The sequence below is a fragment of the Pseudochryseolinea flava genome (genome assembly GCF_003286915.1).
Taxonomy (GTDB): Bacteria; Bacteroidota; Bacteroidia; order Cytophagales; family Cyclobacteriaceae; genus Ohtaekwangia; species Ohtaekwangia flava.
This window is the reverse complement of record NZ_QMFY01000001.1, coordinates 605,313-628,817: the sequence shown is the minus strand read 5'-3', so window position 1 is coordinate 628,817 and position 23,505 is coordinate 605,313. Positions and strand designations below refer to the sequence as shown.

Sequence of the window (23,505 nt, the reverse complement as noted above, 5' to 3'; positions counted from 1 at the left end):
TACTTTAATCCGGAGACTTCTTCTGTTAAGCATGATAAAGAACGACGAGTAGTTGATTCAATGAGCCGTAAAAATAAAACATCCCGTCAGGTTCGCCAACGGGATGCCTCAAAGTTTAGGTTAAAATATTGCTTTATCGCGCATTTCTGGATGCTGGCGCGAATTTCTCCTTATCGGGACATTCTAATTCGACCAACGTCGGCGATTCTTTTCTCCGCCAGCCGTATGGCAGCTTCTTGCGAAGAAATTTTGTCCGCTTCTGCGAGGTTCAGAATGTTTAAGCACGTTGTGTAGATTTTCTCCGCTTGCTCAAACACACGTTTACGGTTATAGTTACCCATGTATTCCTGATAAACGTTCATTAGTCCACCAGCATTGATCAGAAAGTCTGGCGCATAAACTACACTTTTATCGAGTAGCATATAGCCATGCTTCGTTTCTTCCTTCAACTGGTTGTTGGCTGCACCTGCTACGATGTTACACTTCAATCTTGGAATAGTATTGTCATTTAGGGTTGCACCTAACGCACATGGCGCATAAATGTCTACATCTAAATCATAAATTTCTTGCTGCCCTACACCTGTTACGTTAAATCGTTGTGCTAGCTCCTTTACTTTATCTTCGAAAATATCGGTGATAAACACGTCAGCATTTTCTTTTACAAGGTATTCTACGAGGTGCATGCCCACTTGACCGACACCTTGCACACTTACACGCTTCCCTGTTAGACTGTCGTTCCCATAAACTTTTTTCGCCGCAGCTTTCATGCCCATGTACACGCCATATGCTGTGACAGGTGAAGGGTCACCGCCGCCCCCCATCGATTCAGGAAGACCGGTAACGTGTTTTGTCTCCATGAAAAGGTATTCCATATCGGAAGTTTTCATGTTCACATCTTCTGCTGTTATATATTTTCCGTTAAGGCTGTTTACGAATTTTCCGAAGCGACGAAGAAATGCTTCTGTCTTCATTGTTTTTGCGTCACCAATGATTACTGCTTTTCCGCCGCCGAGATTAATTCCGCTGATGGATGCTTTGAAAGTCATTCCGCGCGAAAGACGAAGAACATCTGTAAGTGCCTCTTGTTCTGTCGCATAATTCCACATTCTCGTTCCACCCAGTGCAGGACCAAGCACAGTATTGTGAATTGCAATGATCGATTTCAGCCCTGTTACCTCATCATGGCAAAATACCACTTGCTCATGTCCCAGTTGTGAGAGGGTTCCGAAGATACCCGCGTGCTGCACTTTTTCCAGTTCTTTGATCTCCATGCGATTTAATTTTGCGTTTGTTGTTGTAGTTTTAAACCCTCCGAGAAAGGGCGTTATCCAACTAAGGATGTGCAAAATTAAGGTCCTTCAAACGTTTGCACTAACATTTGGTAGGATATTTCGTTTTGACGTGGGTCCACCAAATTTTTTTTCATGCGCGAACTGAAGTACCTGAATAAATATCTGTTTAAATACAAGTGGCATTTTCTCCTCGGAACAATCTTCGTCATCATTTCCAACATCTTCCAGATTATTCCAGCAATGCTCGTCAGAGATGCGATTAACTATGTGGTTGATAATCTTAACATCTATCAATCGCTCGGACAATCAGCAACGCAGCAAAAGTTCTTTACCGTTGTGGCTTTTGGCATCATGGTCTTTGCCGGATTGATCGTATTGATGGCCTTTCTTCGAGGGGTGTTTCTATATTTTGTAAGACAAACTTTGATCGTCATGTCGAGATTGATCGAGTACGATCTTAAGAACGAAATATTTGAACATTATCAGTCGCTGCCCTTGAGTTTTTATCGCAGAAATAACACCGGCGATTTGATGAACAGAATCTCTGAGGATGTCAGCCGTGTAAGAATGTATCTCGGTCCTGCAATCATGTATGGATTGACACTCATCACGCTCTTTATGATGCTCATTCCGTTCATGTTTCATAAAAGTGCAACGTTAAGTTGGTACGCGCTCAGCCCCATGCCATTTCTTGCATTAAGTATTTTTTACGTCAACAATATTGTCGAACGGAGATCAGAAAAAATCCAGGAGCATCAGTCGCGTCTTTCTACGTTTGTGCAAGAAGCCTTTAGTGGTATTCGTGTACTGAAGTCGTTCAATCGAGAAGCGCAGTCGATGGAAAAATTTGACCGTGAACTCGATGACTACAAAAAGCAATCACTCAAGTTAACCAAGATACAGTCGATGTTTTATCCGGTGATCATGGCATTGATTGGCGTGAGCACAATCTTAACCGTGTATGCCGGGAGCATGGAGGTTATTAATGGTAATCTAAAGCTAGGTGTTATTGCAGAGTTTATCATGTACGTAAACATTCTCACGTGGCCCGTAACATCATTGGGATGGACGAGTAGTCTTGTTCAACGTGCGGAAGCCTCTCAAAAAAGAATTAATGAGTTCTTAAAAACAAAAACCAACATCGTTAGCGAGAAGGATTTGGTTCGCGAGATCAACGGAAAAGTTGAATTCAAAAATGTCACGTTCATATATCCCGATAGTGGCATCAAAGCACTGAAAGATATTTCCTTTACGATAGCACCTGGAGAATCATTAGCAATCATTGGAACAACAGGTTCGGGAAAAAGTACGGTATCTAGTTTGGTTTCGCGTTTGTACGACACGCGTGGAGGTGAAGTGTTGATCGACGACCTTCCGATTGCAGACTACAACCTCACATCGTTGAGAAAACAAATTGGCTACGTGCCACAAGATGTATTTCTTTTCAGCGATACCGTTGCCAACAACATCGCGTTTGGAACTGTTGATTCTGACCAAAGCAAAATAGAGCAAGCGGCGAAAGATGCAGACGTGTACCATAACATTATGGAATTTGCGGCAGGTTTTGAAACACGCGTTGGAGAAAGAGGCATTACGCTTTCGGGTGGCCAAAAGCAACGTGTCTCGATTGCGAGAGCAATTGTGAGAGAACCAAAGATTTTAATATTGGATGATGCGTTGTCTGCAGTTGATACAAAGACCGAGAACAATATTCTTAACAGCATGAAACGCATCATGCGAGGAAGAACAACGATTATTATTTCTCACCGTGTTTCGTCTGCAAAACTTGCTAATAAAATTATTGTACTTGTTGACGGCAGCATTGTTGAACAAGGAACACACGAATCACTGATTGGTCGTGAGGGTGTTTACAAAGATCTCTATGAAAAGCAGGTGTTACAGGAAGCTGAGGAAAAAACGAGCTAGAAACTGTATCGTGCACCAATGCCTGGAAATACACGCATCGAAGCGCGGTTCGACACTTCGAAAAAGAAACTCATCTCGCCAAAAACCACGAGTGGGATATTCTGCAATGTGAATTCAAGTCCGCCAATAGCTTCAGGGCCGACGTCGAAATCTCTTTTCTTGGTAGAAAAAATATCGCGGCCGTTGATGTCGAAGTCTCTATAAAAATATTCAACACGCGCAGTTTTAATCACACCACCAAAGCCTACATACCAATCTAGTTTCCCTTCGATTCCTTCAGTTGGAACCTGGAATTGAAACAGGTAACGTGCCGCCGTGTAAAATACACTTCGTGTTTCATGGTCTTTGTACTCAAGGTCGTCATAAAGACGGTTAAACTGCTTTTCGTAGTAAGTAGATGCAAAAACATTCGGTGCTGTGCCGATCATAAACTCCAATGCTCTGTTTGACGGAAGGTATCGCTTAAAGGTGATGGCCATCGGTTCGCCAATGCGTATACCCAGACCGTTATGCTGAGCGACGACGATGAATGTGTTGAGGAGGAATAAGGAGCAGAAGGCAATTTTTTTCATGAGGATCGGTGTGATACAGACTGTAAATCTGCAAAATTCTCCGCATAATCAGAAGATGTAACGTAATCCTACGCCACCTTCTACATTGCGCCATCCTGGATCGGCTTGCACATCAGCAAAATATTCAAGCTCCATAAAGGCAGAGATAGGGAGTTTGAAGTAGGAGTATTCAATTCCAAGTACGCCTTGTGGGCCTTGCGTACCACGATAAACCTGGTAGTTGCCAGGGAGTGTTTCTGAACCTGCAGCACCACCTTCGTAGAGATAGTCGTAAGAAAGCCGCGTGTTTTTCCATTCCCAACCCGCACCAATATAAAATTGCAACCCGGGAGAAATTCCTTTCCCGTCGATATGATAGAGTGCTTTAATTTCGCCAATGAAGTCGCCCTTTACGCGATGACTCAAATAGCGTACAAACGAGTTGTTGGTAAGTGTGTCGAAATTTTGGTACTCACTAAATTTTTCGCGGAAGTAGCGATTGTATAACCCACTGGCTGCTTTGCCAAGGTCTGCGGCGAAAGCAAATTTCTTAGAAGGATAGAACTTGTAAGTAAATGCGAACGGGTCGCCCAACTTAAAGCCCAACCCATGATAGGGATACTGACTATCTTCAAAGATAGGACAAGCTATTTTCTTGCCTTTTGATTTTGATCCATTGAAGCCCGATCGATTGTGCTTACTGCCAGAATGCGTGACCCTTTTTTTCTGTGACCAGCAATTGAGGCTGATTACACTAAGTATACACACAAGTATTGTTGCACGCACGATCATAAAATGCAAATATAACGGTTTTCAATCGCTGACCAGTTCAGTGCCTGTCGCTTGATCGATCTTGGCATTAAATAAACTCTTTATACTGCATCCTGTGGAGTTGCGCATAATGCCCGTTGTGTGCCAGCAACGATTCGTGTGTACCCGACTCTTTAATTTCACCATGGTCGAGCACAATGATTTTGTTCGCCTTTTGAATAGTAGAAAGTCGATGTGCAATAACAATAGAGGTACGACCATGCATCATTTTCACGATGGCCTGCTGAATCATTTCCTCCGTCTCACTGTCAACAGATGATGTCGCTTCATCCAACACCAGAATTTTTGGATCATAAACCATCGCGCGTATGAACGAGATGAGCTGCCGTTGACCAACGGAAAGCGTAGCCCCACGCTCCATTACATTATACGAAAGCTTTCCGGGAAGTCGCTCTATAAATTTTCGTGCGCCAACAAGATCTGCTGCGTGCCAAACCATTGCTTCCGTTACATCAGCATTACCCAACGTAATGTTGTTCAGAATGGTGTCGGAGAACAGAAAAACATCTTGAAGTACAACGCCGATATTCTTTCGAAGGTGACCAAGATCGTAATCCTTAATATCAACGCCATCGACCTTGATCGAACCTTTGTTTATTTCATAGAATCTGTTCAATAAATTAACGACGGAAGATTTACCAGCGCCAGTAGCACCAACCAAGGCGATGGTTTCGCCTGCAGCCATGTGAAGGCTAACATTTTTTAGTACATAGTTTTCTTCGTTGTAAGCAAACCAAACATTATCGAAATCAACATTTCCGTGGATATGATGCGGTTTGAAGCTTCCATTTTTTTGTACGTGTTCTTGATCGTCGAGCAAATTCATGATGCGGGATGAGCTGACGATACCCATCTGCAACGTGTTATACCGATCTGCGATCATTCGGATCGGTCGGAAGAACATCTGAATGTACATGATAAATGCGATGAGCTCACCGACCGTGATGCTAGATTGTTGCTGGTCCATTATTCCTTTCGCACCATACCAAATCAGCAAACCAATTCCCGACGCCGCGATAATTTCTGCTACGGGATAATACACACTGTAGTAGAGGACGGATCTTAGATTAGATTGCTTATGCTCCTCGTTGATTTGTTTAAATTTTTCAAACTCACGTTTCTCGCTTCCGAAAATTTGCACAATGTTCATCCCTGTGATATGCTCCTGCACAAACGTGTTGAGATTCGCTACGGCGTTTCGCACATCGTTAAAAGCTACTTTTATTTTTTCTTTGAAGACGTATGTGCTCAGAAGCAATAGCGGAATGGTGGATAAACTGAGCAGTGACAGCCGCCAGTTAGACCAAAACATGAAAGCAAGAATAAAAAGGATTTGGAGTAGGTCGCCCACCATCGCGGCAAGTCCTTCACTAAATACATCCGACAGCGTCTCGACATCCGAAATAGATCTTGTGACGAGTCGCCCAATTGGTGTTTTGTCAAAGAATCGTAAACGAAGGCTTATGATATGTTGGTAAAGCCTGGCGCGTATATCGCGAATGACTTGTTGCCCAAGCCAGCCCGACACGTAGGTATGCACGTATTGAGCGATGGAATTTATAACCAGTAGCCCCAGTAGTAACCACATCATGTTCACCATGGCACCGTAGTCGCCCGCGGCAACGTCGTGATCGATCGTGTACTGAATGAGGAACGGCCTAGTCGGTGTAAGTACGCCCAACAAAAATGTTAGCAACACAACAAGGATGAAACGCCCTTTGTAAGGCATTACGAATTTCATCAGTCGCCGAAGGACTGACCAATCGATGATGTTTCCGCTGCTTACTTTTTCTTTCTCCACAAAAACTTTGTCATATATAAATTACAGCCTTTCAGAATCATCAATACAAGGGCTTCAGTCGATAAGTACGAACAAATTTGATCGATGGATTCAACAGCGAAAATTTGCGCTTATTTTTTTGCGCGATAGTACATTGTGCTTGCGTTCGACTCCTGCAAAATTTCCTTTGCAACAGAAAGTATTTGATCTGTGGTTACGGCATTAATCCGTGCACCTTCTTCGTTGACGAGGTTCGCGTCTCCGGATAGTTTTGCAAAGGCCAAATTCATGGCACGGTTCATCACCTCTATCTCACCGAATTCCAACGTAGATTCTGCTTGGTTTTTCACCTTCTCAAGATCACCCTCGTGAACACCACTACTCAGCACAGATGAAATGATTTCGCCAATTTCACTTTCCGCATCTTCAAGTCTAATGCCTTCTTTTAGGCGGCCACTCATCACGAGTAAGCCGGGATCAATAGTACCCATTACAAAGGATGATATTGACGTAAAGATCTCTTTCTCCTTCACCAGTTTCTGATACAAAATGCTGGACTGCCCTCTGCTCAGAACATCGCTTAAGAGATCTGCTGCGTAGTAATCTTGGTGAAATCTTCCGGGCATGTGCCACGCTTTATAAAAAGCATTCGCAGGTACGTCGGCCTCCACTTCCATAAACCTCTTGGTGATTTGCTTCGGTTCGAGCGGAAGATTTCGGTGGGCAAGTTTTGGCGATGCAATTGGCCCAAACCACTTCTCACTGAGTTTCTTCACTTGATCTACCGTCACATTTCCGGCAACAACCAAAATTGCGTTTGAAGGTGTATAATATTTGAAGAAGAAATCCTTTACATCATCTAGCGTAGCGTTTTCGATGTGACTAATTTCTTTGCCGATAGTAGCCCATGAATAAGGGTGTACTTTATAGGTAAGCGGACGAAGTTTAAGCCAAACATCTCCATAAGGTTGATTGAGGTAGCGTTGCTTAAATTCTTCGATCACGACCTTCCGTTGTACTTCCAGAACTTTTGGATCGAATGACAAACTCATCATGCGATCACTTTCTAGCCAAAATCCTGTTTCAATGTTGGAAGCCGGAACGGTTAAGTAGTAGTTCGTGATATCGGTGTTGGTGAATGCATTGTTTTCACCACCGACGCGCTGCAGTGGTTCGTCGTAGCTTGGAATATTCTTGGAACCACCAAACATGAGATGTTCGAAAAGATGGGCAAATCCGGTTTTGTCAGGATGCTCATCACGGGAGCCAACGTCGTAAAGTATGTTCATTACGGCAATTTGAACGGTGTGATCTTCGTGGACCATCACCCTGAGGCCGTTAGAAAGCGTGAATTCTGTAAAGTTGATCATGAAGGGTGTAAAAATAGCAACTGATTTGAAATCTTCTATTGCCGTTTGTAAATGGTTTAAACGGTGGGTGCCACGGATGGTATTGGCAACGTGATGGTAAATCGCGATCCTTGATCGATAGCCGAATTTGCCTCTACCGTTCCGTTCAGCTTTGTTACCGATTCCTTTAGGATATAAAGTCCAAGGCCTGAACCTTGTGATTTTTCGCTTGCCCGGTAAAACATTTCGAATATTTTATCCAAGTGTTTTGCTTCTATGCCGCTGCCGTTATCCTCGACCGTTAGCAAATAATTCGCATCATCTTTTGTAAGCGAAATTTTTACGAACGGTTTTATCGTCGCATCGTTGAAACGGTGAAACTTGATAGCATTCGAGATGAGGTTGTTGAGGATGATTTTAACCCGTGTAAGATCGGTGAACAGTAACCCCTGCGTTGTGTCTGTAATCGTAAAAGTTATTTTTTCAAAATTGGGTGTGTACTGATGATCATGCAATAAGTTTCTAACAATATCCTCAAATTGACATCCTTCAATTCGAACAGGTATTCTTGTATTTCGTGAATAGCTCACTACGTCCCTAATGAAATCTTCTAGTTTGCGTACACTGCGCTCCATCATGGCGAGGTACTGGGTCTGAAGTTCGTTGGGTTTGTCAAGTCGCGCGACGTTGATAAGTCCGAGAATTGATTTTAACGGCGCACTAAGATCGTGTGATGCGCTATACACAAATCTGTCAAGCTCAGTATTGCGAACAAGGAGTTCTTCGTTCGCTTTTTGTAAATCATGGGTTTTCTCTTGCACGAGGTTTTGAAGATATTCTTTTCGCTTCTTCATAATTCGCGAGGTCGCGATATACGAAATCCAAGCGATTAGGATACAAATGAAGAGGACCAAAAAAACGAACTCAGCATGTTGCCAATATGGACGATCGACGAAGAGGGTAACCACCTCGGATTGACTCCATCCTTGTCCCGAATTTTTCTTTGCCCGAACTTCGATGGTGTGCTTACCAGGCTTCAAATCTGTAATGCTTACTTCATGATTTCTTACAACGCGCCAGGTGGAATCATGATCCATGCGCCATTGCATGATGATTTTATTCTCCGGAAACGTGATTGCCGAAAACAGGAAATTAACGAACGCACCATACGGTAGTTTAAGTCCATCGACAAAGCGCTTAGCCACACCGTTGACACGCGCTTCAACGCAAACTGGTTTTACCGTAAGACCATTGTTGATGACAGGCTGAACGGCAGTTGCCAAGCCGAATGACGTTCCAATCCAAACTCGCTTTTTCTGGTCTACATAGATGCCGTGATCGGTAATGGTGTTCGAGGGCAGCCCAGCATTTTCATCGAATAGCCAATACTCTCCGCGCTGGACGTTGTATCTAAATAAACCATGAGAATTTGAAAAAAGAATATTAGCAGAATCCAGCAGTGCGACAGACGTTACCGAAAAGTTGGTAAATACATCTCCCAGGTCAATTCGAGTTATTTTCTCGCGGTCATATTTTAGCAACCCTTCTGTGGAGGCGAGCCAAAGCGTATTTCCCTGTATGGCGATGTCGACAATATTAAAATCACCCTCAACATTAAATGTAACGGGTCTACTCACATTAACGAAAGTGTTGCTACCATCCGCCTTAAAGAAAAGGTAGTTATTGAGGCCGCTGGCGCCAGCATATAAACCGTCTAATCCTTCGCGCACAACATTCACTTCACTCTGGTTTGAAATGGGCACATCAAATTTTTCCACCGCGAGATCTCTATTGCGGATCACTATGATGTGATTGCTCGCGGCTTGACTTAGCCAGAGATCTTCTTTCGAATCTAAGAAGATGTCATGTACAAAGTTTCCATCGTCTACAAAGTTCCATTCTCGAGTTTTCGCTTCATTCACAAAGAGTAGTACACGCGTTGCACTACTTGCCCATAAACCTCGTTTACCATATTGTAAGCTCTGAAAATAACCACGTTGTTCGTTATACACCGACTCACCTTCCCATGTAAAACCATCGTAGGACTTTTTTAGCGCGATCAGGTTATCTTTAAAGCAATAGTAGAGAACATCGGTATCGTGATTGTACACGATATCTTCTACGAAATGGGCTTGTGAATTTATATCGGCAAGGATGAATTGATTTTTCTGAACAAGCACAACGCCTTTATCGGTAGCAACCCAAACGTCGCCCTCTTTACTGAAATAGCTTTGGTTGATTCCTTGAAAGTTATAAAGTAGCGCTTCGAGACGTTGGTCCGGATAGAGCTTGTACGCATCATCGCCATACGTACTGATCCACCACGCACCGTCGGGAGATTTACAGAAGTGCGATGCATTTTCAACAGGCAATATCATGTTCACATCACCGACCTCTCCGTTGTTGAGGTGCAAATTGTAAAAACCGCTTGTTGATGCAAACCACAATAGGTCGTCGTAAAAAGCCGCGTGATTAACACCCTCGGGTAGTTGTACATCCATGTCTTCAAAACGATCGTCAAGTTCGTCGTATCGGAACAACTTGCCAGCATAACTGATTGCATACAAGATTCCCTGGCGATCTTCAAACAAAATAAAAGATCGGATGAAGACCGTCGATCGATTGAGCGTGCCAAGATCATATCGCTTAAGTTTGTTTTGTGACAGACGTGTAAGCGATTGTGGCTCAGCAAGCCAGATGTTGCCATGACGATCTTCGAAGGCGGCCTTTGGAAACCAAATTGTCGAGTCTGTTGGATTCCTCGTTCCCATGGCCAGGGTCTCAAAGATTACGGTATCTTTTAAATTTTTAATTTCAATTAAATCTAGATCTCCAAACGCGAGAAGTCTTCCTTTCTTTGTGACAAGAAAACCTTTTGTGTATTGACTATGAAATGCAGATTTATAAGGTGTGAATCGAAAGCCGTCGTATTTTACAAGACCATCATCTGTTGCGATCCAGAAATATCCGAGTGAATCTTCTGCAATCGCTTTGATCACGTCACTTGGTAAGCCTTGTTCCACACGGTATTGCTTAAAGCGATATTCCTGAGCGTGCACGGAACAGCTCAGCAGTAGACCAACAACAATCCCAACTCTTGTCAAACGCATCAAATTAAGGCTATGATCAGCATAGAATAATAACTTTTTTTCGTCATAAAGAAAAGCAAATGCAAGGCACAACCATCAAAGGAGAGTCAAAAACTCGTTTAACTTTGTGCGCAACATAAGTCGTATGAAATTCGATCGCAAAAACCTTCCAGACAATGTATTGAAAAGGCTGCATTATGAACTTTTGCTACCACGTCTGATCGAAGAAAAAATGCTTATTCTCCTCAGACAAAACAAAATCAGTAAATGGTTTAGTGGGATAGGACAAGAAGCTATCGCTGTAGGTGTAACGCAAGCCCTACAACCAACGGATTATATTTTGCCGATGCATCGTAACCTTGGTGTTTTCACGGGACGCAACGTGCCTTTCGATAAATTGTTTGCACAATGGCAAGGTACGAAAATGGGGTACACGAAAGGACGTGATCGATCTTTTCACTTTGGGTCTAAAGAACATCACATTGTCGGCATGATATCCCATCTCGGTCCGCAAAACGGTGTTGCTGATGGCATTGCCCTCGCATCAAAATTGCGGTCAGAAAAAACTGTCACTGCGGTCTTCAATGGTGATGGTGGCACGAGTCAAGGAGACTTTCATGAAGGCGTAAATGTGGCAGCCGTGTGGGATCTACCTGTGATCTTCGTTATCGAAAATAATGGTTATGGGTTATCAACGCCGAGTCACGAGCAGTTTCGTTGCTTAAGTTTTGTCGACAAAGCTATCGGCTACGGTATCGAGGGTATTCAAGTGGATGGGAATAATATTTTGGAAGTTTACAATACCGTTCACGCACTTGCAGAAAGTTTGCGCGAGCGACCTCGGGCCATCATTCTAGAATGCAATACCTTTCGCATGCGCGGCCACGAGGAAGCGTCGGGCACGAAGTATGTTCCAAAAGAACTGATGGATGCCTGGGCGAAAAAAGACCCAGTTGAAAACTTCGAACAGTATTTGATTGCCGAAAGTATCATTGATCAAAAGTACTGCGACGACCTTCGGATTGAAATTCGCAAAGAGATCGAGAATGATCTGGAAGTTGCTTTCGCCGAACAACATCCGCAGCCTAATTCAGACGATGAACTGAAAGATGTGTACGCACCATTCTCGCAAGAAGTAATAGTGCCTAAAGGAAATAAAACCGAGAAGAGATATATCGACGCGATCAGTGACGGATTGCGTCAGTCTATGGAACGATTTGAAAATCTGGTTTTAATGGGGCAAGACATTGCAGACTACGGTGGCGTTTTTAAGATCACGGAGGGATTTGTTGAGCGATTCGGCAAGGATCGTGTGCGTAACACGCCCCTTTGTGAGTCAGCGATCGTTGGCGCGTCTCTCGGACTATCGATAAAGGGAATGAAATCGATGGTTGAAATGCAGTTCGCGGATTTTGTGAGCGAAGGCTTTAATCAAATTGTAAACAATCTCGCGAAAGCACATTGGCGCTGGGGACAACATGCAGATGTTGTCGTACGCATGCCGACGGGTGCAGGCACCGCTGCAGGGCCCTTCCATTCTCAAAGCAACGAAGCGTGGTTTTTTCACACACCTGGGTTGAAGATTGTGTACCCATCGAACCCTATCGATGCAAAAGGACTGCTTTGTGCAGCGATCGAAGACCCCAATCCGGTGATGTATTTCGAGCACAAACTCATGTATAGATCCATTAAAGATTTTGTGCCGGATCAATATTACACCACTGAAATGGGAAAGGCGTGCGTTGTAAGAGAAGGCTCGGATCTAAGCATCATCACCTATGGTATGGGCGTGCATTGGGCCTTGGAAGTAGTGGGTGACATTGCCAATTGCCGAGCGGAAATTCTTGACTTGAGAACCTTACTGCCATGGGATAAGGAAGCCGTTATGGCGGCGGTAAAAAAAACAAATCGAGTATTAATCTTTCATGAGGATACGCTTACAGGCGGCATTGGTGCTGAGATCAGTGCGTGGATAACGGAACATTGTTTCGCGGAACTCGACGCTCCCGTTGTTAGAGTAGCGAGTTTAGATACCGCTGTGCCCTTTGCACCGACGCTTGAAAACAATTTTTTACCTAAAATCAGGTTAAAAGAGAAGATTGAATTTCTGCTTAATTTTTAAAGAACTTACAGCCAGGGAATCAGTCGGTTAAAACCCGGATAATTTTATTACCTTGCCTTGTTTCAACGCCAATTTTTTGAACTCGCGTCACGCATATATCGAGACTAATTTTTTGAATGCCTGTAAACTCATCGGACTGGTAATTATTCTGATGCTATTGGTATTCCCTGCTATGGCTCAAAATACGAAAGGGGATAGGCCGCAGGGTAGCGGAGGCCAAAAGCGCGAAAGCCGATTTAAGCTTCCATTCAAGAAAAAGAAATCAGCAACCAAGACACCCAACTATAATCGAGCTCAGAGTAAGGGCGCGTCGCGCGCCGGCAGCGCACGTCGATCAAGTAAGCCAGGAAAAACGAAAGTATACCCCCAGCCTGCAAGAACTGTTACAAATCCCGGTGATAGACAACGCGCTTGGAAAGGTAATGCCTCGGGAAATCGTGTAACGGTAAGAAGTAATTCAGGGAAGAATAAGAACGTTTATCCTCAATATGGTAGGTATGTGCGCGTAAAGAGCAAAAGCGCTCCGAAAAATACACAGCGCGCCGTGTCCAATCGCGCCGCACTTTCAAGACTCAATAAACTGCAAGGACCGGAGCCGTCACCGCCGAAGAAGAAACGTAAAGTCGTTCCACGCTCGGCTTCACGATCATTCATTCGCAACAGAAGTATAAATGTGTATGCGAATTTCCCACGTTCAAAAAAACGGCCAGAGCGCGCGGTGACAACCGATATCGCCGGTAGGAAATTGAGAACGAAAAATTTTGAGACGCCACGGCCAGCCATCGTGTCGTCGGGAGGACGCGCCACACGACCAAGACGCGTGAGCGATAAGCCTTACCGCGGCCCAAATCCAAATGGACCTAAGTTTAAACGTCCGGCACCGCGAACCCAAGAGAATGCTTGGACGGGCGACATCACAGGTAGAAAAATTCGTCATAGGAATAAATCAAGTAAGCCAGATGCTCAGGTTGGAGATCCTGTGTTTCCACGTCGTAGAATACACGACCGCTATGGTGATCGACCTTACCGAGGCCCCGGTGGTGGATATCGCTCGGCATCACAACCTGGTGAAAAAAGAGTCGGACTTAGACCTAATCCTGGTCGTGCTCCTGGCATCGGGGCAAATGGCATTGGTGGGTTTCGCGGACGTATAAAAGCGCAACGACCATTCAAAGGTGGAGGCAGTGTTAGTGGTGGATCATGGAATAATCGGCGCACGCCAATAGCAGTACGACCACCTGGCGCCAATGGACAAAAGGTAGGCGGCTTCCCTGGCAAACTAAAACGTTTTGGAGCGGACCCTGGATTTAATGATCAAGGTGAAGGATTCAGTGGTTCGAAGAAAACACGCAAGCCATTAAAAGGCGGTGGAAGTGTTAGTGGAAGAGTTTGGAACAACAAAGGCAATGCAATTCCAGCGCGCACTCCGCGAGGAGCAGACGCTGCCAAGATTGGCTATTCAGGAAATATAAAAGCTGGTAAACCCGTAAAAGGCGGCGGCAGTGTTAGTGGGCAACTTTGGAATAACAAAGAAAAAGCACTCAACCCGCGAACACCGCGTGGTGCTCGTGCCGGAGAAGTCGCGGGCTTTCCTGGAAAACTCAAACGCTATCAGGCTGACCCTGGATTTAATGATCAAGGTGAAGAATTTACGGGATACATCAGAAGACCACGTTTCTGGAAAGACTATATCAAGAACGAAAAGGCTGCCGACGGCTCATTAAAAAAGAAGCGTCCATCCTCATCAGACTTTAAGACTGGTGAACTCCAAGTAGTTGTTCGTCAACGAAAATATGTGAAGAACAAATCCCTTCCAGAAACAGCAACGCCTAAGCAGTCACCTACGCGATCAACGTACGAGGCAGACGAACTTCAAGTGAAGATGCGACAGCGTAAGTATGTGAAGAATAAAAATTCAGCGGAAGAATCGCTGTTGAAAAAAGCGCCTACGCGTGGTACCTATCAAACGGGAGAATTGCAAGTAAAGGTCAAGCAGCGTGCATACGGTCAAAAAGAGCATGGCGCTGAAGGTTCATTACCAGGAATAAAGCCGACTAAAACATCAGTTAAAGCAAGTGAATTTTCAAGAAGTATTCGCCGTGATTGGGACTATATTAAAAATCCAAGTTCGGCCGATCAGGCATTGAAGGTTCGTGAGCCGGGGAAAGCCTTTGCACGCTCAACAGATTATCAGGGGAATATCAAGATGAAGAAATTTGAACTCTTCGAAAAAAACAAACGCTTACACCCTGATTCTAAATTTGTTAAGATCAATAAGAATAATGTTGATTCAGAAAGAGATGCGATGACGAACTTTAAATTGTGGTGGTCGCGTTTATTTAAGAAAAACGAAACAGCGCCTGAACACTTGAAAGAAAAAGGTAAAAAGCCGCGGTATGATAAAGGTGAAGATGGGTTGTGGTATGACTAACTTATGCAGTGGAATAATTTAAATAACGTGCAGCAGTTACAGGAACTGTTGCAAGTATCGGAAGAAAGTCCAGTATTGATATTTAAACACAGTACACGCTGCTCAATCAGTAGAACAGCGCTTGATCGTTTAGAGCGAAACTGGAACGAAAATGAAGTAGGTCACATTAAGCCCTATTTTCTAGACCTCATTTCATTTCGCGACGTTTCAAATGCTATACAAGATCTGTTGTCCGTGGAACATGAGTCGCCGCAGCTTATCGTCGTACAAAAGGGAAAGGCGACCTATCATCGATCTCATTTCGATATTGACTACAAACACCTCCAGTCATCGTTTAAAAATTGAACTCTACCTTTTGAACAAGGCTATCAGAGAGGCTTAGCGCTACAGGGCATGTTAACGCGGCCCTTTTGAGTTTTTCCTTTTGAGCATCCGTTGCGTTGAGCGAGGCGTGTGTAAATGTGATGTGTATCTCTGCAATTTTTCTAGGATTCGACGCCATCACTTTTACAATTTCGGAGGTGAGTCCCGTGAGATCTATAGATTCTCTTTCTGCCAGGATTCCCATCAGCGTCATCATACAGCTATTTAAAGACGCGCAGGTTAGGTCCGTGGGGCTAAAAGCTTCACCTCGTCCGTTGTTGTCTGGAGGCGCATCTGTTATTATTTTGTTTCCCGACCGAAGGTGCGTTGCTTCCGTTCTCAGTCCTCCCAAATAGATTGCTGTCATTGAAACCATGTCGAATAACTTAGAGTATGTATTTGCGTTAGGTAAATTAAAACATAAATTTATTGTTAAAGAATTGAGGTCGAATGCGCATCGCTAAAATTTCCTTCTGCTTGACAATGTTGGCCATCACCACTTTTCAGGCAAATTCACAAACCCAGGACAGTTACGATTATCAGTCAGAATTTACGTGGGGATTCAATAAGAATACTTCGGGTGGACTTATCGGAGGGCTAGTATTTAAGAAGGCTCGTAAATTGAACGATCGTGTTTTAGAAACATATGGTGTTGAAGTGATGAACGTTAAGCATCGTTTGGAACGTCGGGTGAATGCCATTAATAGTGGAAACTTTTACATTTTCGGAAAAGCCAATTATTTATATGCGATTCGCCTGCAATACGGACGCGATTTGATTCTTTTTAAAAAAGCATCGCAGCAAGGCGTTGAAATTAAAAGTGTCTTTGCGGCAGGGCCATCAATCGGAGTCGTTGCTCCATATTATGTTGAATATTCTCTTGCGCCCGGGGGTGCAAGGACAACAACTGGTCAGTACGACCCCGATAACACTAATATGAATACAGGACAAATCCTGGGTACGGGTCGTTTGTTTCAAGGAATTGGCGAATCGAAGATCGTTCCGGGCGTGAATTTTAAAGCGGCAATAAATTTTGAGTTGGGCACGACGAAAAGTCAAGTGACTGGTTTCGAAGCTGGATTTCTCCTGGATGTCTATTCCAAAAAGATTGAATTGATGCCTGAAGCAAAAACCTATTCGGTTTTTCCAATTTTATTTATCACGCTTTTCTATGGCGGGAGAAAATAGAACTTGGGCGCTGCTCGGATCCGAATTTGAAACAAAAAAAGTCCTGACATTTCTGCCAGGACTTTTTCTTTTGTCTATGTTAGATGTCTTACGCTGTTGCAGCAGATGACTCTTCAAATTTTTGGGACGTTCTAAGGGTTACTGTCTTCTTAGCTTTGTAACCGCAGTAGCCGCACTGGTAGTGTTTCAACAACTCACCTTCTTGATCAAGTGATGGTGCCTTAAGGATTTCCTCACGAACCACTTTAAATGTTTGATAGTTACATTCAGGGCACTGTAATGCATGCAAGTGACCAGAGTATCTTTCGATTTTTACATAACCAGTTTCTTCATCTTTCCACACATCGTAGTCGATAGAGAAAACATCTTCTTCAGCTTGCATACCTTCATCGAGGTAAGCATCTTCTTCTTCTTCGCTGAGAAGTTTCATTGCTTTGCCAGTTTTAGGACTAACCCGTGGCTTATAGCGAAGCACTTTAAGTCTTTTTTCGATGAAGAAAGGGTAGTAGAATTTCAACAGGTTTTGGATGATCAAAGCGACGATCATTCCCATGGCAAACGTCACGAAACCGCGTACGAAAATCCAAAGTGCGTTGAGCTCAACGATGTTAGAGTTAGCCCAGAAGCAGCAGCCTACGATCAACACGATTGATGCCAACCAAAGGGTTTTGATCTCCATTCTGTTGATATAATCGTATTTCGACTTCGCGTCTCCCATCGTAGCAAGCTTAACCACATGATAAAGGGCTATCAAAATGGATATCGCCCAGGCGACGAGAGCGATGGTTTTGGCCATTTCATTCCAAGATGCATACTGCGTTGGATCAATCTGATTCATGGTACGGGTTGGTTAATATTATTCCTCTTAGCAAATATAAAATTCATTATGAATTAAACCTAACGTGTCAGGTACACGCGAGCGCGAAAATCACCCCCAATTTAACACTGTTTTGCGGAATAAGCCAAAGGTAAAGTATGCGAAGCCCTGCTTATTGATGACAACGGTATACAAATTCTCTTACTATCGTTAAAGCTTTCGTCGTTTGTTCGTACATCGCCATGTGCGCACAATCACTAAGGATATGAACTTCAGAATGTTGTGCTTTCGCTGCTTGCAATTTCAAACTGTCAGGGGAAATTCCCTGATCTTTTTCACCGCCAAGAAAAAAAATCGGTTTCGGAAATTTCGCGAGCGTCTCTTCTTCATTTTTTCGATCGCGCATCGCCAAAGTATAGGCAATAACTGTCCTGGCAGATGTCTGCTTTGCTATTTCCTTAACGTCTGAGATAGCGGGATTATTATTCGTCGCGAATAATGGCTCAATAAAATTTGTATTAAATGACTCCGCACCATTGCGCTCGACAAAGTCCAAAACTTTTGTCCGCGATTCCTTTCTCTCTGGTGTGTCGGCAAGTGCTGTCGAATGAAACAGGCCTAATCCAGAAAAGAAATCCGGATATTTTTTAACCATCGCCAGCGCCACATAGCCGCCAAGCGAATGACCAATGATTACTGGGTTGATAATCTTTTCAGCTTGAATCCAATTGACGATCGCATCAGCCACTCCTGATAAGGAGACTTGGTGACCGGGAAGATCACTTTGTCCAAACCCCGGAAGATCGGGGGTAATTACTTGGAAATCTTTCGCAAGTTCAGCCGAAAAATCTTTCCAGATGAGATGACTCATAGGGAAGCCATGCAACAATATCACAGGATGACCGTTCCCCTTTACGTCTGCAAAAATTTTCGTCATTTTAGCGGGATTGGGAAGGAACGCGCTCTAACATTTCAGCAACGGTGCGCACGATTCCATCCGGATCGAATCCACATTCACGGTGCAGTTCAATTTGCTCACCATGCTCAACAATTCGGTCAGGAATACCGAGTCGTTTTATTTCTGCTTGATAATTATGGTCTGCCATAAATTCAAGAATTGCAGTTCCAAATCCACCTTGAATACAGCCGTCTTCTATCGTAACAACTTTCTTAAATCTGCTGAAAATTTCGTGGAGCATTTCTTCATCGAGTGGTTTCACGAAACGCATATCATAATGCGCAACGTCGACGCCCCTTTCTGCAAGCGCCTCACACGCCGTAACAGCATAGTTGCCGATATGTCCAATCGTTAAGATGGCAAGCTCTTCACCATCTCTAATTTTTCTACCGGTTCCAATAGTAATGGCCTCCATGGGTGTTTGCCATTGCGCCATCACACCTTGTCCTCGTGGATATCGGATCGAAAAGGCTAATTCAGTTCTTGGCAACTGGGCCGTATACATCAGATTTCTTAGCTCAGATTCATCCATCGGTGAAGCGATCACGATGTTCGGTATACATCGGAAGAAAGCAATATCATACGCGCCGTGATGTGTTGGTCCGTCTGCACCAGCGAAGCCAGCACGATCAAGACAAAAATTCACCGGGAGGTTTTGGATACAAACGTCATGAACCACTTGATCGTAAGCACGCTGCATAAACGAGCTATAAATATTGCAGAATGGAATCAAGCCTTGTGTTGCCAACCCTGCAGAAAAAGTTACGGCATGTTGTTCCGCGATACCTACATCAAATGCGCGATCTGGCATTTCTTTCATCATGATGTTCATGGATGAACCTGAGGGCATTGCTGGTGTAATACCTACGATCTTATCGTTTTTCCTTGCGAGCTCAACTAGCGTATGGCCAAATACATCTTGGTATTTAGGCGGCTGTGGTTTTTCGTGAACCTTTTTAAATATCTCGCCCGTGATCTTATCAAAAGTACCGGGGGCGTGCCATGTTGTTGCATTCCCCTTTTCCGCAGGGCCGTAACCTTTTCCTTTTACCGTTACACAGTGTAGGATTTTTGGACCTTTGATATTCTTGAGATCATTAAAAATGTTAACCAAATGATTAACGTCATGTCCATCAACTGGACCGAAGTATCTCAGGTTTAGAGATTCGAAAAGATTGCTTTGACTTAGTAAGGTAGACTTAATCCCATTCTCAACTTTCGACACGATCTCTTGCGCACTCTTACCGAAACTTGATAATTTCCCAAGAAGATTCCAGACGTCGTCCTTGAGTTTGTTGTATGTGCGAGAAGTGGTAATATCAGTTAAGTAATCTTTCAGTGCGCCGACATTTGGATCAATCGACATGCAGTTGTCGTTAAGGATGATCAGCACATTAGAATCAGAAACGCCCGCGTGGTTAAGTCCTTCGAAAGCAATTCCACCAGTTAGCGCACCATCACCGATGACTGCGATATGTTGCTTATTTTCTTCGTTCTTATATTTTGATGCAACGGCCATTCCCAGGGCCGCTGACACTGACGTCGATGAGTGTCCGACACCGAAAGCGTCGTAGTCACTCTCTTTCCGCTTCGGAAAACCTGAAATGCCATTGTAGACGCGATTTGTATGAAACTGATCGCGACGACCTGTCAATATCTTATGACCATATGCTTGGTGGCCCACATCCCACACCAGTTGGTCAGATGGTGTATTGAAGACATAATGCAAGGCAACAGTAAGCTCGACAACGCCAAGGCTTGCGCCGAAATGGCCGCCGTAAACGGATACGTTGTCGATAATGAAATGTCTAAGTTCTTCGCAAAGCTGAACAAGCTGAGCCTGGTCTAATTTCTTGAGATCGTCAGGGGAATTGATGTTTGCCAGGAGTTTTCCAGGGGTGATCAGCATGAATCTGGTTTTATAGTGAATCCTTTAACAGAAAATGGAAGCTAAGTGTTTTGCTTACGCATTCCTAAACTGCAATTTTTTACGCCTGCAGCCCGCAATACGGTAAATCGAAAGGTTCGGTTCCAAAATTACGTAGTATTCGGCGATTTTCTGACATCCGCGGTACTTATCGGATTAACTTTCAAGAAGTAACCTTTAACCTAACCTTTTTGATAAATTTGCCACTCGATTTGCGCTTATGACACAGGAGAATTTCGAAGTAAAACTGCCGCTTTTTGAAGGTCCTTTCGACCTACTATTGTTTTTCATCGAACGCGATGAGTTGGACATCTACGATATTCCCATCTCAAAAATCACTAACGACTTTTTGGATTATATCAAGCACCTCGAAACGCTTAACATAGAAGTGGCTAGCGAATTTATTTTGGTTGCCTCTACGCTTATGCGCATCAAATCGAAAATGCTCTTACCTAGACCACAAATTGATGAGGCTGGAAACGAGATCGATCCTCGTGAGGAACTGGTGAAGCACCTTCTTGAATATAAGAAATATAAGTCGGTTGTCGATACGTTCCATCACATGGAAGACACCGAGCTAATGAAGGAAAAGCGTGGAAATCTTACCAAAGAATTGAAGTCACTTGCGGAAAGCACAAATGTGGAGGCTGAACTTCAAGATGTGACCATCTTCAAGCTTATGACGGTGTTTGAAAAAGTTCTCAAGCGATTCGAGGCAGAAAAAAATAAGCCTGTCCATCAGGTGATTCAATACCCTTACACGATCGAAGGTCAAAAGAAGTACGTGGTAGATGAAGTGAAGCGGAAACAAAAGCTTTCTTTCACCGAGTTGTTAGAAGCATTCCCATCACGGATCGGTTTGATTTTCAATTTTCTCGCGGTGCTTGAAATGCTCGCGCAACAAATCTTATCTATCCAAATTGGTGAAGGATTTAACAATTTTTGGATCACAAAGGGCGAAAATTTACCAGAGTCAACTGATACGGTGCTTTAATTCATCGCCTTCACACGTAAAAATCTTTGGGATCAGTAGTGGCAACGTCAAAAAAGAATTCACCGACTTTTTCTGTGACGGCTTTAAAGTAACGTGCGCCTTTTTCTGCTGAAGCACGTCGTGGATCACCCACGCCTGTGTCTTTTGTTACTTGCGACCATTTTCGTTCTGACCACGCCCAACCTTCTTGTATCGCCTTGAATTTAAATCGTTTAGCGTTTCCATCGCCAGCCTCAGTGAGCGGCTTTACAAGGTCTTCACGCAAGTGCATCATCACGCTTGTTTCCATTTCCCCAGCATGGTCATCCTTGTTTTCGAAGAACTCTTTTTGATCGACGGCCTGGTACCAATTGGTTGATGCGATGAACATTTTCGGGTACCGATAACCCAATTCACGGATCATCGTCTTGAAGTCATTGCCACCATGACTATTTAAAATGACGAGTTTGAAAATTCCCTGTCGATTCAAAACATCCACTATATCTCCTAGAATCGACAATTGTGTACTTGGGTTTATGTTTATGTCGAGCTTAATATCGAATTGCCCGGTGTTTACGCCGAATGGAATAACAGGAAGGACCGTCAACTTCGCGCCCTTTTCCCACGCAATGCGCGCGGCTTCCGCAGCAATATGTTCTGCCTCAATAATATCTGTATTGTAAGGGAGATGGTAGTTGTGCGCCTCACATGCACCCCATGGTAAGATGGCTAATGTATGGGATGTTGACTTCACTTCGGGCCAATGACTTTCGGCAAGAATGTAAGGACGCGACGAGGTACTCATAATAATATAGACATGATTGGGTTGAAATCCGGGGCGTGTAGGGACTACGTTATGCTGGAATGGCAATCCGATAGACTTTTCCTTTTTTAATGGTAAGCCGATCTTCACGCAGCCATGGATTGTGTCTTTTCAAAAGCTTATAGTTTATGCCTTGCCCCTTAGCGAAAACGACAAGGTCCTTAATCGTTTCATCGACTTCCACGAACTTTAACGATTCTTGTGGGTAGAGGTGTTGGGGATTTACTTTAAAACCATACCGCTTCGGATTTTCAACAATTTCTTTGATCGCGATGATTCTAAATACATAACGCGATGTTTCGTCGTTGAGATAAAGATCATAATAAGAATCGACTTGTTGGTCGTCGAGTGCGCGATCCATACCACCCATGCCTCTGTTGTAGGAGGCAGCGACCATAGTCCAGTTTCCAAATTTTGAATAAGCGCGTTTCAAGTATTTGCATGCAGCAACGGTTGCTTTCAGCGGATCGTAGCGTTCGTCAACTTCATCGGTAATTTCAAGGCCCAATTCTTTCCCTGATGTCTTTAAGATTTGCCAGTAACCCACTGCATCTCGATGGGAGATTACATTCATTAAATTACTCTCTATTAGCGGAAGGTACTTGAAGTCTTCAGGAATGCCGTACTCGTGGAGTATCTTTTCCATTTGGGGAAGCCAACGATTAGCACGCTTCATCAAAAAGATTGTGTTGCTGTGGAGGTAACAATTGATCTGGAGTTCTTTATCAAGACGTTCGTGAACATCTGGAATGTTGAGTGGAACCGCTTCACCCGCGAAGGTTACTTCTTTTGGAATCTCAAATGAGATGGCAGGAAGAGGATGTATTCCTTCTTGTGTCAATCCTTCGTCAAGCACTACAGGCTCATTGTCGATTACACCTTCGTCGGAAATCATGTCGGCAGCCCTCTGGCGCTTAGTGACACCGTTGTAGCCGATGTAACCGAAGAGAATAATGAGCGTGCAAATCGAAAGGAAATTGGCAACGCTTAATTCTTTCAAGCCTGACCAAACGGACGATTTTTTTGGAATGTTGTTTTCAGCTTCCATGGTGTCGACAATGAAAAAAGTTTGTCGTAGAGAACTT

At 43.8% G+C, this 23,505-nt stretch carries 18 protein-coding genes; 6 read left to right on the top strand and 12 right to left on the bottom strand.

Going from position 1 to position 23,505, the window contains the following annotated elements:
* Positions 1 to 170 precede the first annotated feature (170 nt).
* A complete protein-coding gene (locus DQQ10_RS02850; RefSeq protein WP_112745269.1) occupies positions 171 to 1,271 on the bottom strand; it encodes a Glu/Leu/Phe/Val dehydrogenase dimerization domain-containing protein in 1,101 nt (366 codons plus the stop codon).
* 153 nt (positions 1,272 to 1,424) lie between these two features.
* On the opposite strand from DQQ10_RS02850, the gene DQQ10_RS02845 reads away from it, so the two are divergent.
* Entirely contained in the window at positions 1,425 to 3,218 is a 1,794-nt protein-coding gene (locus DQQ10_RS02845) for an ABC transporter ATP-binding protein (RefSeq protein ID WP_112745268.1), read from the top strand.
* Here DQQ10_RS02845 and DQQ10_RS02840 read toward each other — a convergent pair.
* From DQQ10_RS02840 to DQQ10_RS02820, 5 genes are all read right to left on the bottom strand, one after another.
* Positions 3,215 to 3,790, bottom strand: coding sequence for a hypothetical protein (locus DQQ10_RS02840; RefSeq protein WP_112745267.1), 576 nt, complete (start codon positions 3,788 to 3,790; stop codon positions 3,215 to 3,217). The two genes, DQQ10_RS02845 and DQQ10_RS02840, sit on opposite strands and share 4 nt — an antisense overlap.
* 48 nt (positions 3,791 to 3,838) lie before the next feature.
* Entirely contained in the window at positions 3,839 to 4,561 is a 723-nt protein-coding gene (locus tag DQQ10_RS02835) for a hypothetical protein (RefSeq protein ID WP_112745266.1), read from the bottom strand.
* A 67-nt stretch (positions 4,562 to 4,628) separates the two neighbouring features.
* Complete coding sequence (locus DQQ10_RS02830) at positions 4,629 to 6,341, bottom strand: ABC transporter ATP-binding protein (RefSeq protein ID WP_185147021.1); 1,713 nt, start codon at positions 6,339 to 6,341, stop codon at positions 4,629 to 4,631.
* A gap of 170 nt (positions 6,342 to 6,511) precedes the next feature.
* Complete coding sequence (locus DQQ10_RS02825) at positions 6,512 to 7,750, bottom strand: M16 family metallopeptidase (protein ID WP_112745264.1); 1,239 nt, start codon at positions 7,748 to 7,750, stop codon at positions 6,512 to 6,514.
* A gap of 56 nt (positions 7,751 to 7,806) precedes the next feature.
* Positions 7,807 to 10,839, bottom strand: coding sequence for a sensor histidine kinase (locus DQQ10_RS02820; RefSeq protein WP_133259512.1), 3,033 nt, complete (start codon positions 10,837 to 10,839; stop codon positions 7,807 to 7,809).
* Positions 10,840 to 10,963: 124 nt separating this feature from the next.
* On the opposite strand from DQQ10_RS02820, the gene DQQ10_RS02815 reads away from it, so the two are divergent.
* The 3 genes from DQQ10_RS02815 (at position 10,964) to ytxJ (ending at position 15,716) form a co-directional block, all read left to right on the top strand.
* The gene (locus tag DQQ10_RS02815) at positions 10,964 to 12,940 is read left to right on the top strand and encodes an alpha-ketoacid dehydrogenase subunit alpha/beta (RefSeq protein ID WP_112745262.1); all 1,977 of its coding nucleotides are present in this window, start codon (positions 10,964 to 10,966) and stop codon (positions 12,938 to 12,940) included.
* 76 nt (positions 12,941 to 13,016) lie between these two features.
* Positions 13,017 to 15,371, top strand: coding sequence for a hypothetical protein (locus tag DQQ10_RS02810; protein WP_133259511.1), 2,355 nt, complete (start codon positions 13,017 to 13,019; stop codon positions 15,369 to 15,371).
* A 3-nt stretch (positions 15,372 to 15,374) separates the two neighbouring features.
* Positions 15,375 to 15,716, top strand: a complete 342-nt coding sequence (gene ytxJ, locus DQQ10_RS02805; protein WP_112745260.1) for a bacillithiol system redox-active protein YtxJ — start codon at positions 15,375 to 15,377, stop codon at positions 15,714 to 15,716.
* Here the strand turns inward: ytxJ and DQQ10_RS02800 are convergent.
* Positions 15,706 to 16,110, bottom strand: coding sequence for an OsmC family protein (locus DQQ10_RS02800; RefSeq protein ID WP_112745259.1), 405 nt, complete (start codon positions 16,108 to 16,110; stop codon positions 15,706 to 15,708). The two genes, ytxJ and DQQ10_RS02800, sit on opposite strands and share 11 nt — an antisense overlap.
* Positions 16,111 to 16,184: 74 nt before the next feature.
* On the opposite strand from DQQ10_RS02800, the gene DQQ10_RS02795 reads away from it, so the two are divergent.
* Positions 16,185 to 16,922 (top strand): hypothetical protein, encoded by a 738-nt coding sequence (locus DQQ10_RS02795; RefSeq protein ID WP_245970243.1) that lies wholly within the window; start codon positions 16,185 to 16,187, stop codon positions 16,920 to 16,922.
* A gap of 88 nt (positions 16,923 to 17,010) precedes the next feature.
* Here the strand turns inward: DQQ10_RS02795 and DQQ10_RS02790 are convergent, their stop codons facing one another.
* From DQQ10_RS02790 to dxs, 3 genes are all read right to left on the bottom strand, one after another.
* On the bottom strand, positions 17,011 to 17,760 hold the full coding sequence (locus DQQ10_RS02790; RefSeq protein ID WP_112745257.1) for a hypothetical protein: 750 nt from the start codon (positions 17,758 to 17,760) through the stop codon (positions 17,011 to 17,013).
* Between the two features lie 151 nt (positions 17,761 to 17,911).
* On the bottom strand, positions 17,912 to 18,676 hold the full coding sequence (locus DQQ10_RS02785) for an alpha/beta fold hydrolase (protein WP_112745256.1): 765 nt from the start codon (positions 18,674 to 18,676) through the stop codon (positions 17,912 to 17,914).
* A gap of 1 nt (position 18,677) precedes the next feature.
* Positions 18,678 to 20,606, bottom strand: a complete 1,929-nt coding sequence (dxs, locus tag DQQ10_RS02780) for a 1-deoxy-D-xylulose-5-phosphate synthase (RefSeq protein WP_112745255.1) — start codon at positions 20,604 to 20,606, stop codon at positions 18,678 to 18,680.
* Between the two features lie 238 nt (positions 20,607 to 20,844).
* Between dxs and DQQ10_RS02775 the strand changes: the two genes are divergently transcribed.
* Positions 20,845 to 21,618 carry a segregation and condensation protein A gene (locus DQQ10_RS02775; protein ID WP_112745254.1) on the top strand — a complete coding sequence of 258 codons (774 nt, stop codon included), beginning with the start codon at positions 20,845 to 20,847 and terminating at the stop codon, positions 21,616 to 21,618.
* A 10-nt stretch (positions 21,619 to 21,628) separates the two neighbouring features.
* Here the strand turns inward: DQQ10_RS02775 and DQQ10_RS02770 are convergent, their stop codons facing one another.
* The gene (locus DQQ10_RS02770; RefSeq protein ID WP_112745253.1) at positions 21,629 to 22,402 is read right to left on the bottom strand and encodes a creatininase family protein; all 774 of its coding nucleotides are present in this window, start codon (positions 22,400 to 22,402) and stop codon (positions 21,629 to 21,631) included.
* Positions 22,403 to 22,451: 49 nt separating this feature from the next.
* Positions 22,452 to 23,468, bottom strand: a complete 1,017-nt coding sequence (locus tag DQQ10_RS02765) for a lytic transglycosylase domain-containing protein (RefSeq protein ID WP_245970242.1) — start codon at positions 23,466 to 23,468, stop codon at positions 22,452 to 22,454.
* Positions 23,469 to 23,505: the final 37 nt, after the last annotated feature.

Bases quoted from the DNA above. Each gene is read 5' to 3' on its own strand.
- DQQ10_RS02785 (WP_112745256.1), bottom strand. From the start codon at position 18,676: ATGACGAAAATTTTTGCAGACGTAAAGGGGAACGGTCATCCTGTGATA.
- DQQ10_RS02790 (WP_112745257.1), bottom strand. From the start codon at position 17,760: ATGAATCAGATTGATCCAACGCAGTATGCATCTTGGAATGAAATGGCC.
- DQQ10_RS02840 (WP_112745267.1), bottom strand. From the start codon at position 3,790: ATGAAAAAAATTGCCTTCTGCTCCTTATTCCTCCTCAACACATTCATC.
- DQQ10_RS02830 (WP_185147021.1), bottom strand. From the start codon at position 6,341: ATGAAATTCGTAATGCCTTACAAAGGGCGTTTCATCCTTGTTGTGTTG.
- DQQ10_RS02850 (WP_112745269.1), bottom strand. From the start codon at position 1,271: ATGGAGATCAAAGAACTGGAAAAAGTGCAGCACGCGGGTATCTTCGGA.
- dxs (WP_112745255.1), bottom strand. From the start codon at position 20,606: ATGCTGATCACCCCTGGAAAACTCCTGGCAAACATCAATTCCCCTGAC.
- DQQ10_RS02815 (WP_112745262.1), top strand. From the start codon at position 10,964: ATGAAATTCGATCGCAAAAACCTTCCAGACAATGTATTGAAAAGGCTG.
- DQQ10_RS02845 (WP_112745268.1), top strand. From the start codon at position 1,425: ATGCGCGAACTGAAGTACCTGAATAAATATCTGTTTAAATACAAGTGG.
- DQQ10_RS02770 (WP_112745253.1), bottom strand. From the start codon at position 22,402: ATGAGTACCTCGTCGCGTCCTTACATTCTTGCCGAAAGTCATTGGCCC.
- ytxJ (WP_112745260.1), top strand. From the start codon at position 15,375: ATGCAGTGGAATAATTTAAATAACGTGCAGCAGTTACAGGAACTGTTG.
- DQQ10_RS02775 (WP_112745254.1), top strand. From the start codon at position 20,845: ATGACACAGGAGAATTTCGAAGTAAAACTGCCGCTTTTTGAAGGTCCT.
- DQQ10_RS02820 (WP_133259512.1), bottom strand. From the start codon at position 10,839: ATGCGTTTGACAAGAGTTGGGATTGTTGTTGGTCTACTGCTGAGCTGT.
- DQQ10_RS02825 (WP_112745264.1), bottom strand. From the start codon at position 7,750: ATGATCAACTTTACAGAATTCACGCTTTCTAACGGCCTCAGGGTGATG.
- DQQ10_RS02765 (WP_245970242.1), bottom strand. From the start codon at position 23,468: ATGGAAGCTGAAAACAACATTCCAAAAAAATCGTCCGTTTGGTCAGGC.
- DQQ10_RS02800 (WP_112745259.1), bottom strand. From the start codon at position 16,110: ATGGTTTCAATGACAGCAATCTATTTGGGAGGACTGAGAACGGAAGCA.
- DQQ10_RS02795 (WP_245970243.1), top strand. From the start codon at position 16,185: ATGCGCATCGCTAAAATTTCCTTCTGCTTGACAATGTTGGCCATCACC.
- DQQ10_RS02835 (WP_112745266.1), bottom strand. From the start codon at position 4,561: ATGATCGTGCGTGCAACAATACTTGTGTGTATACTTAGTGTAATCAGC.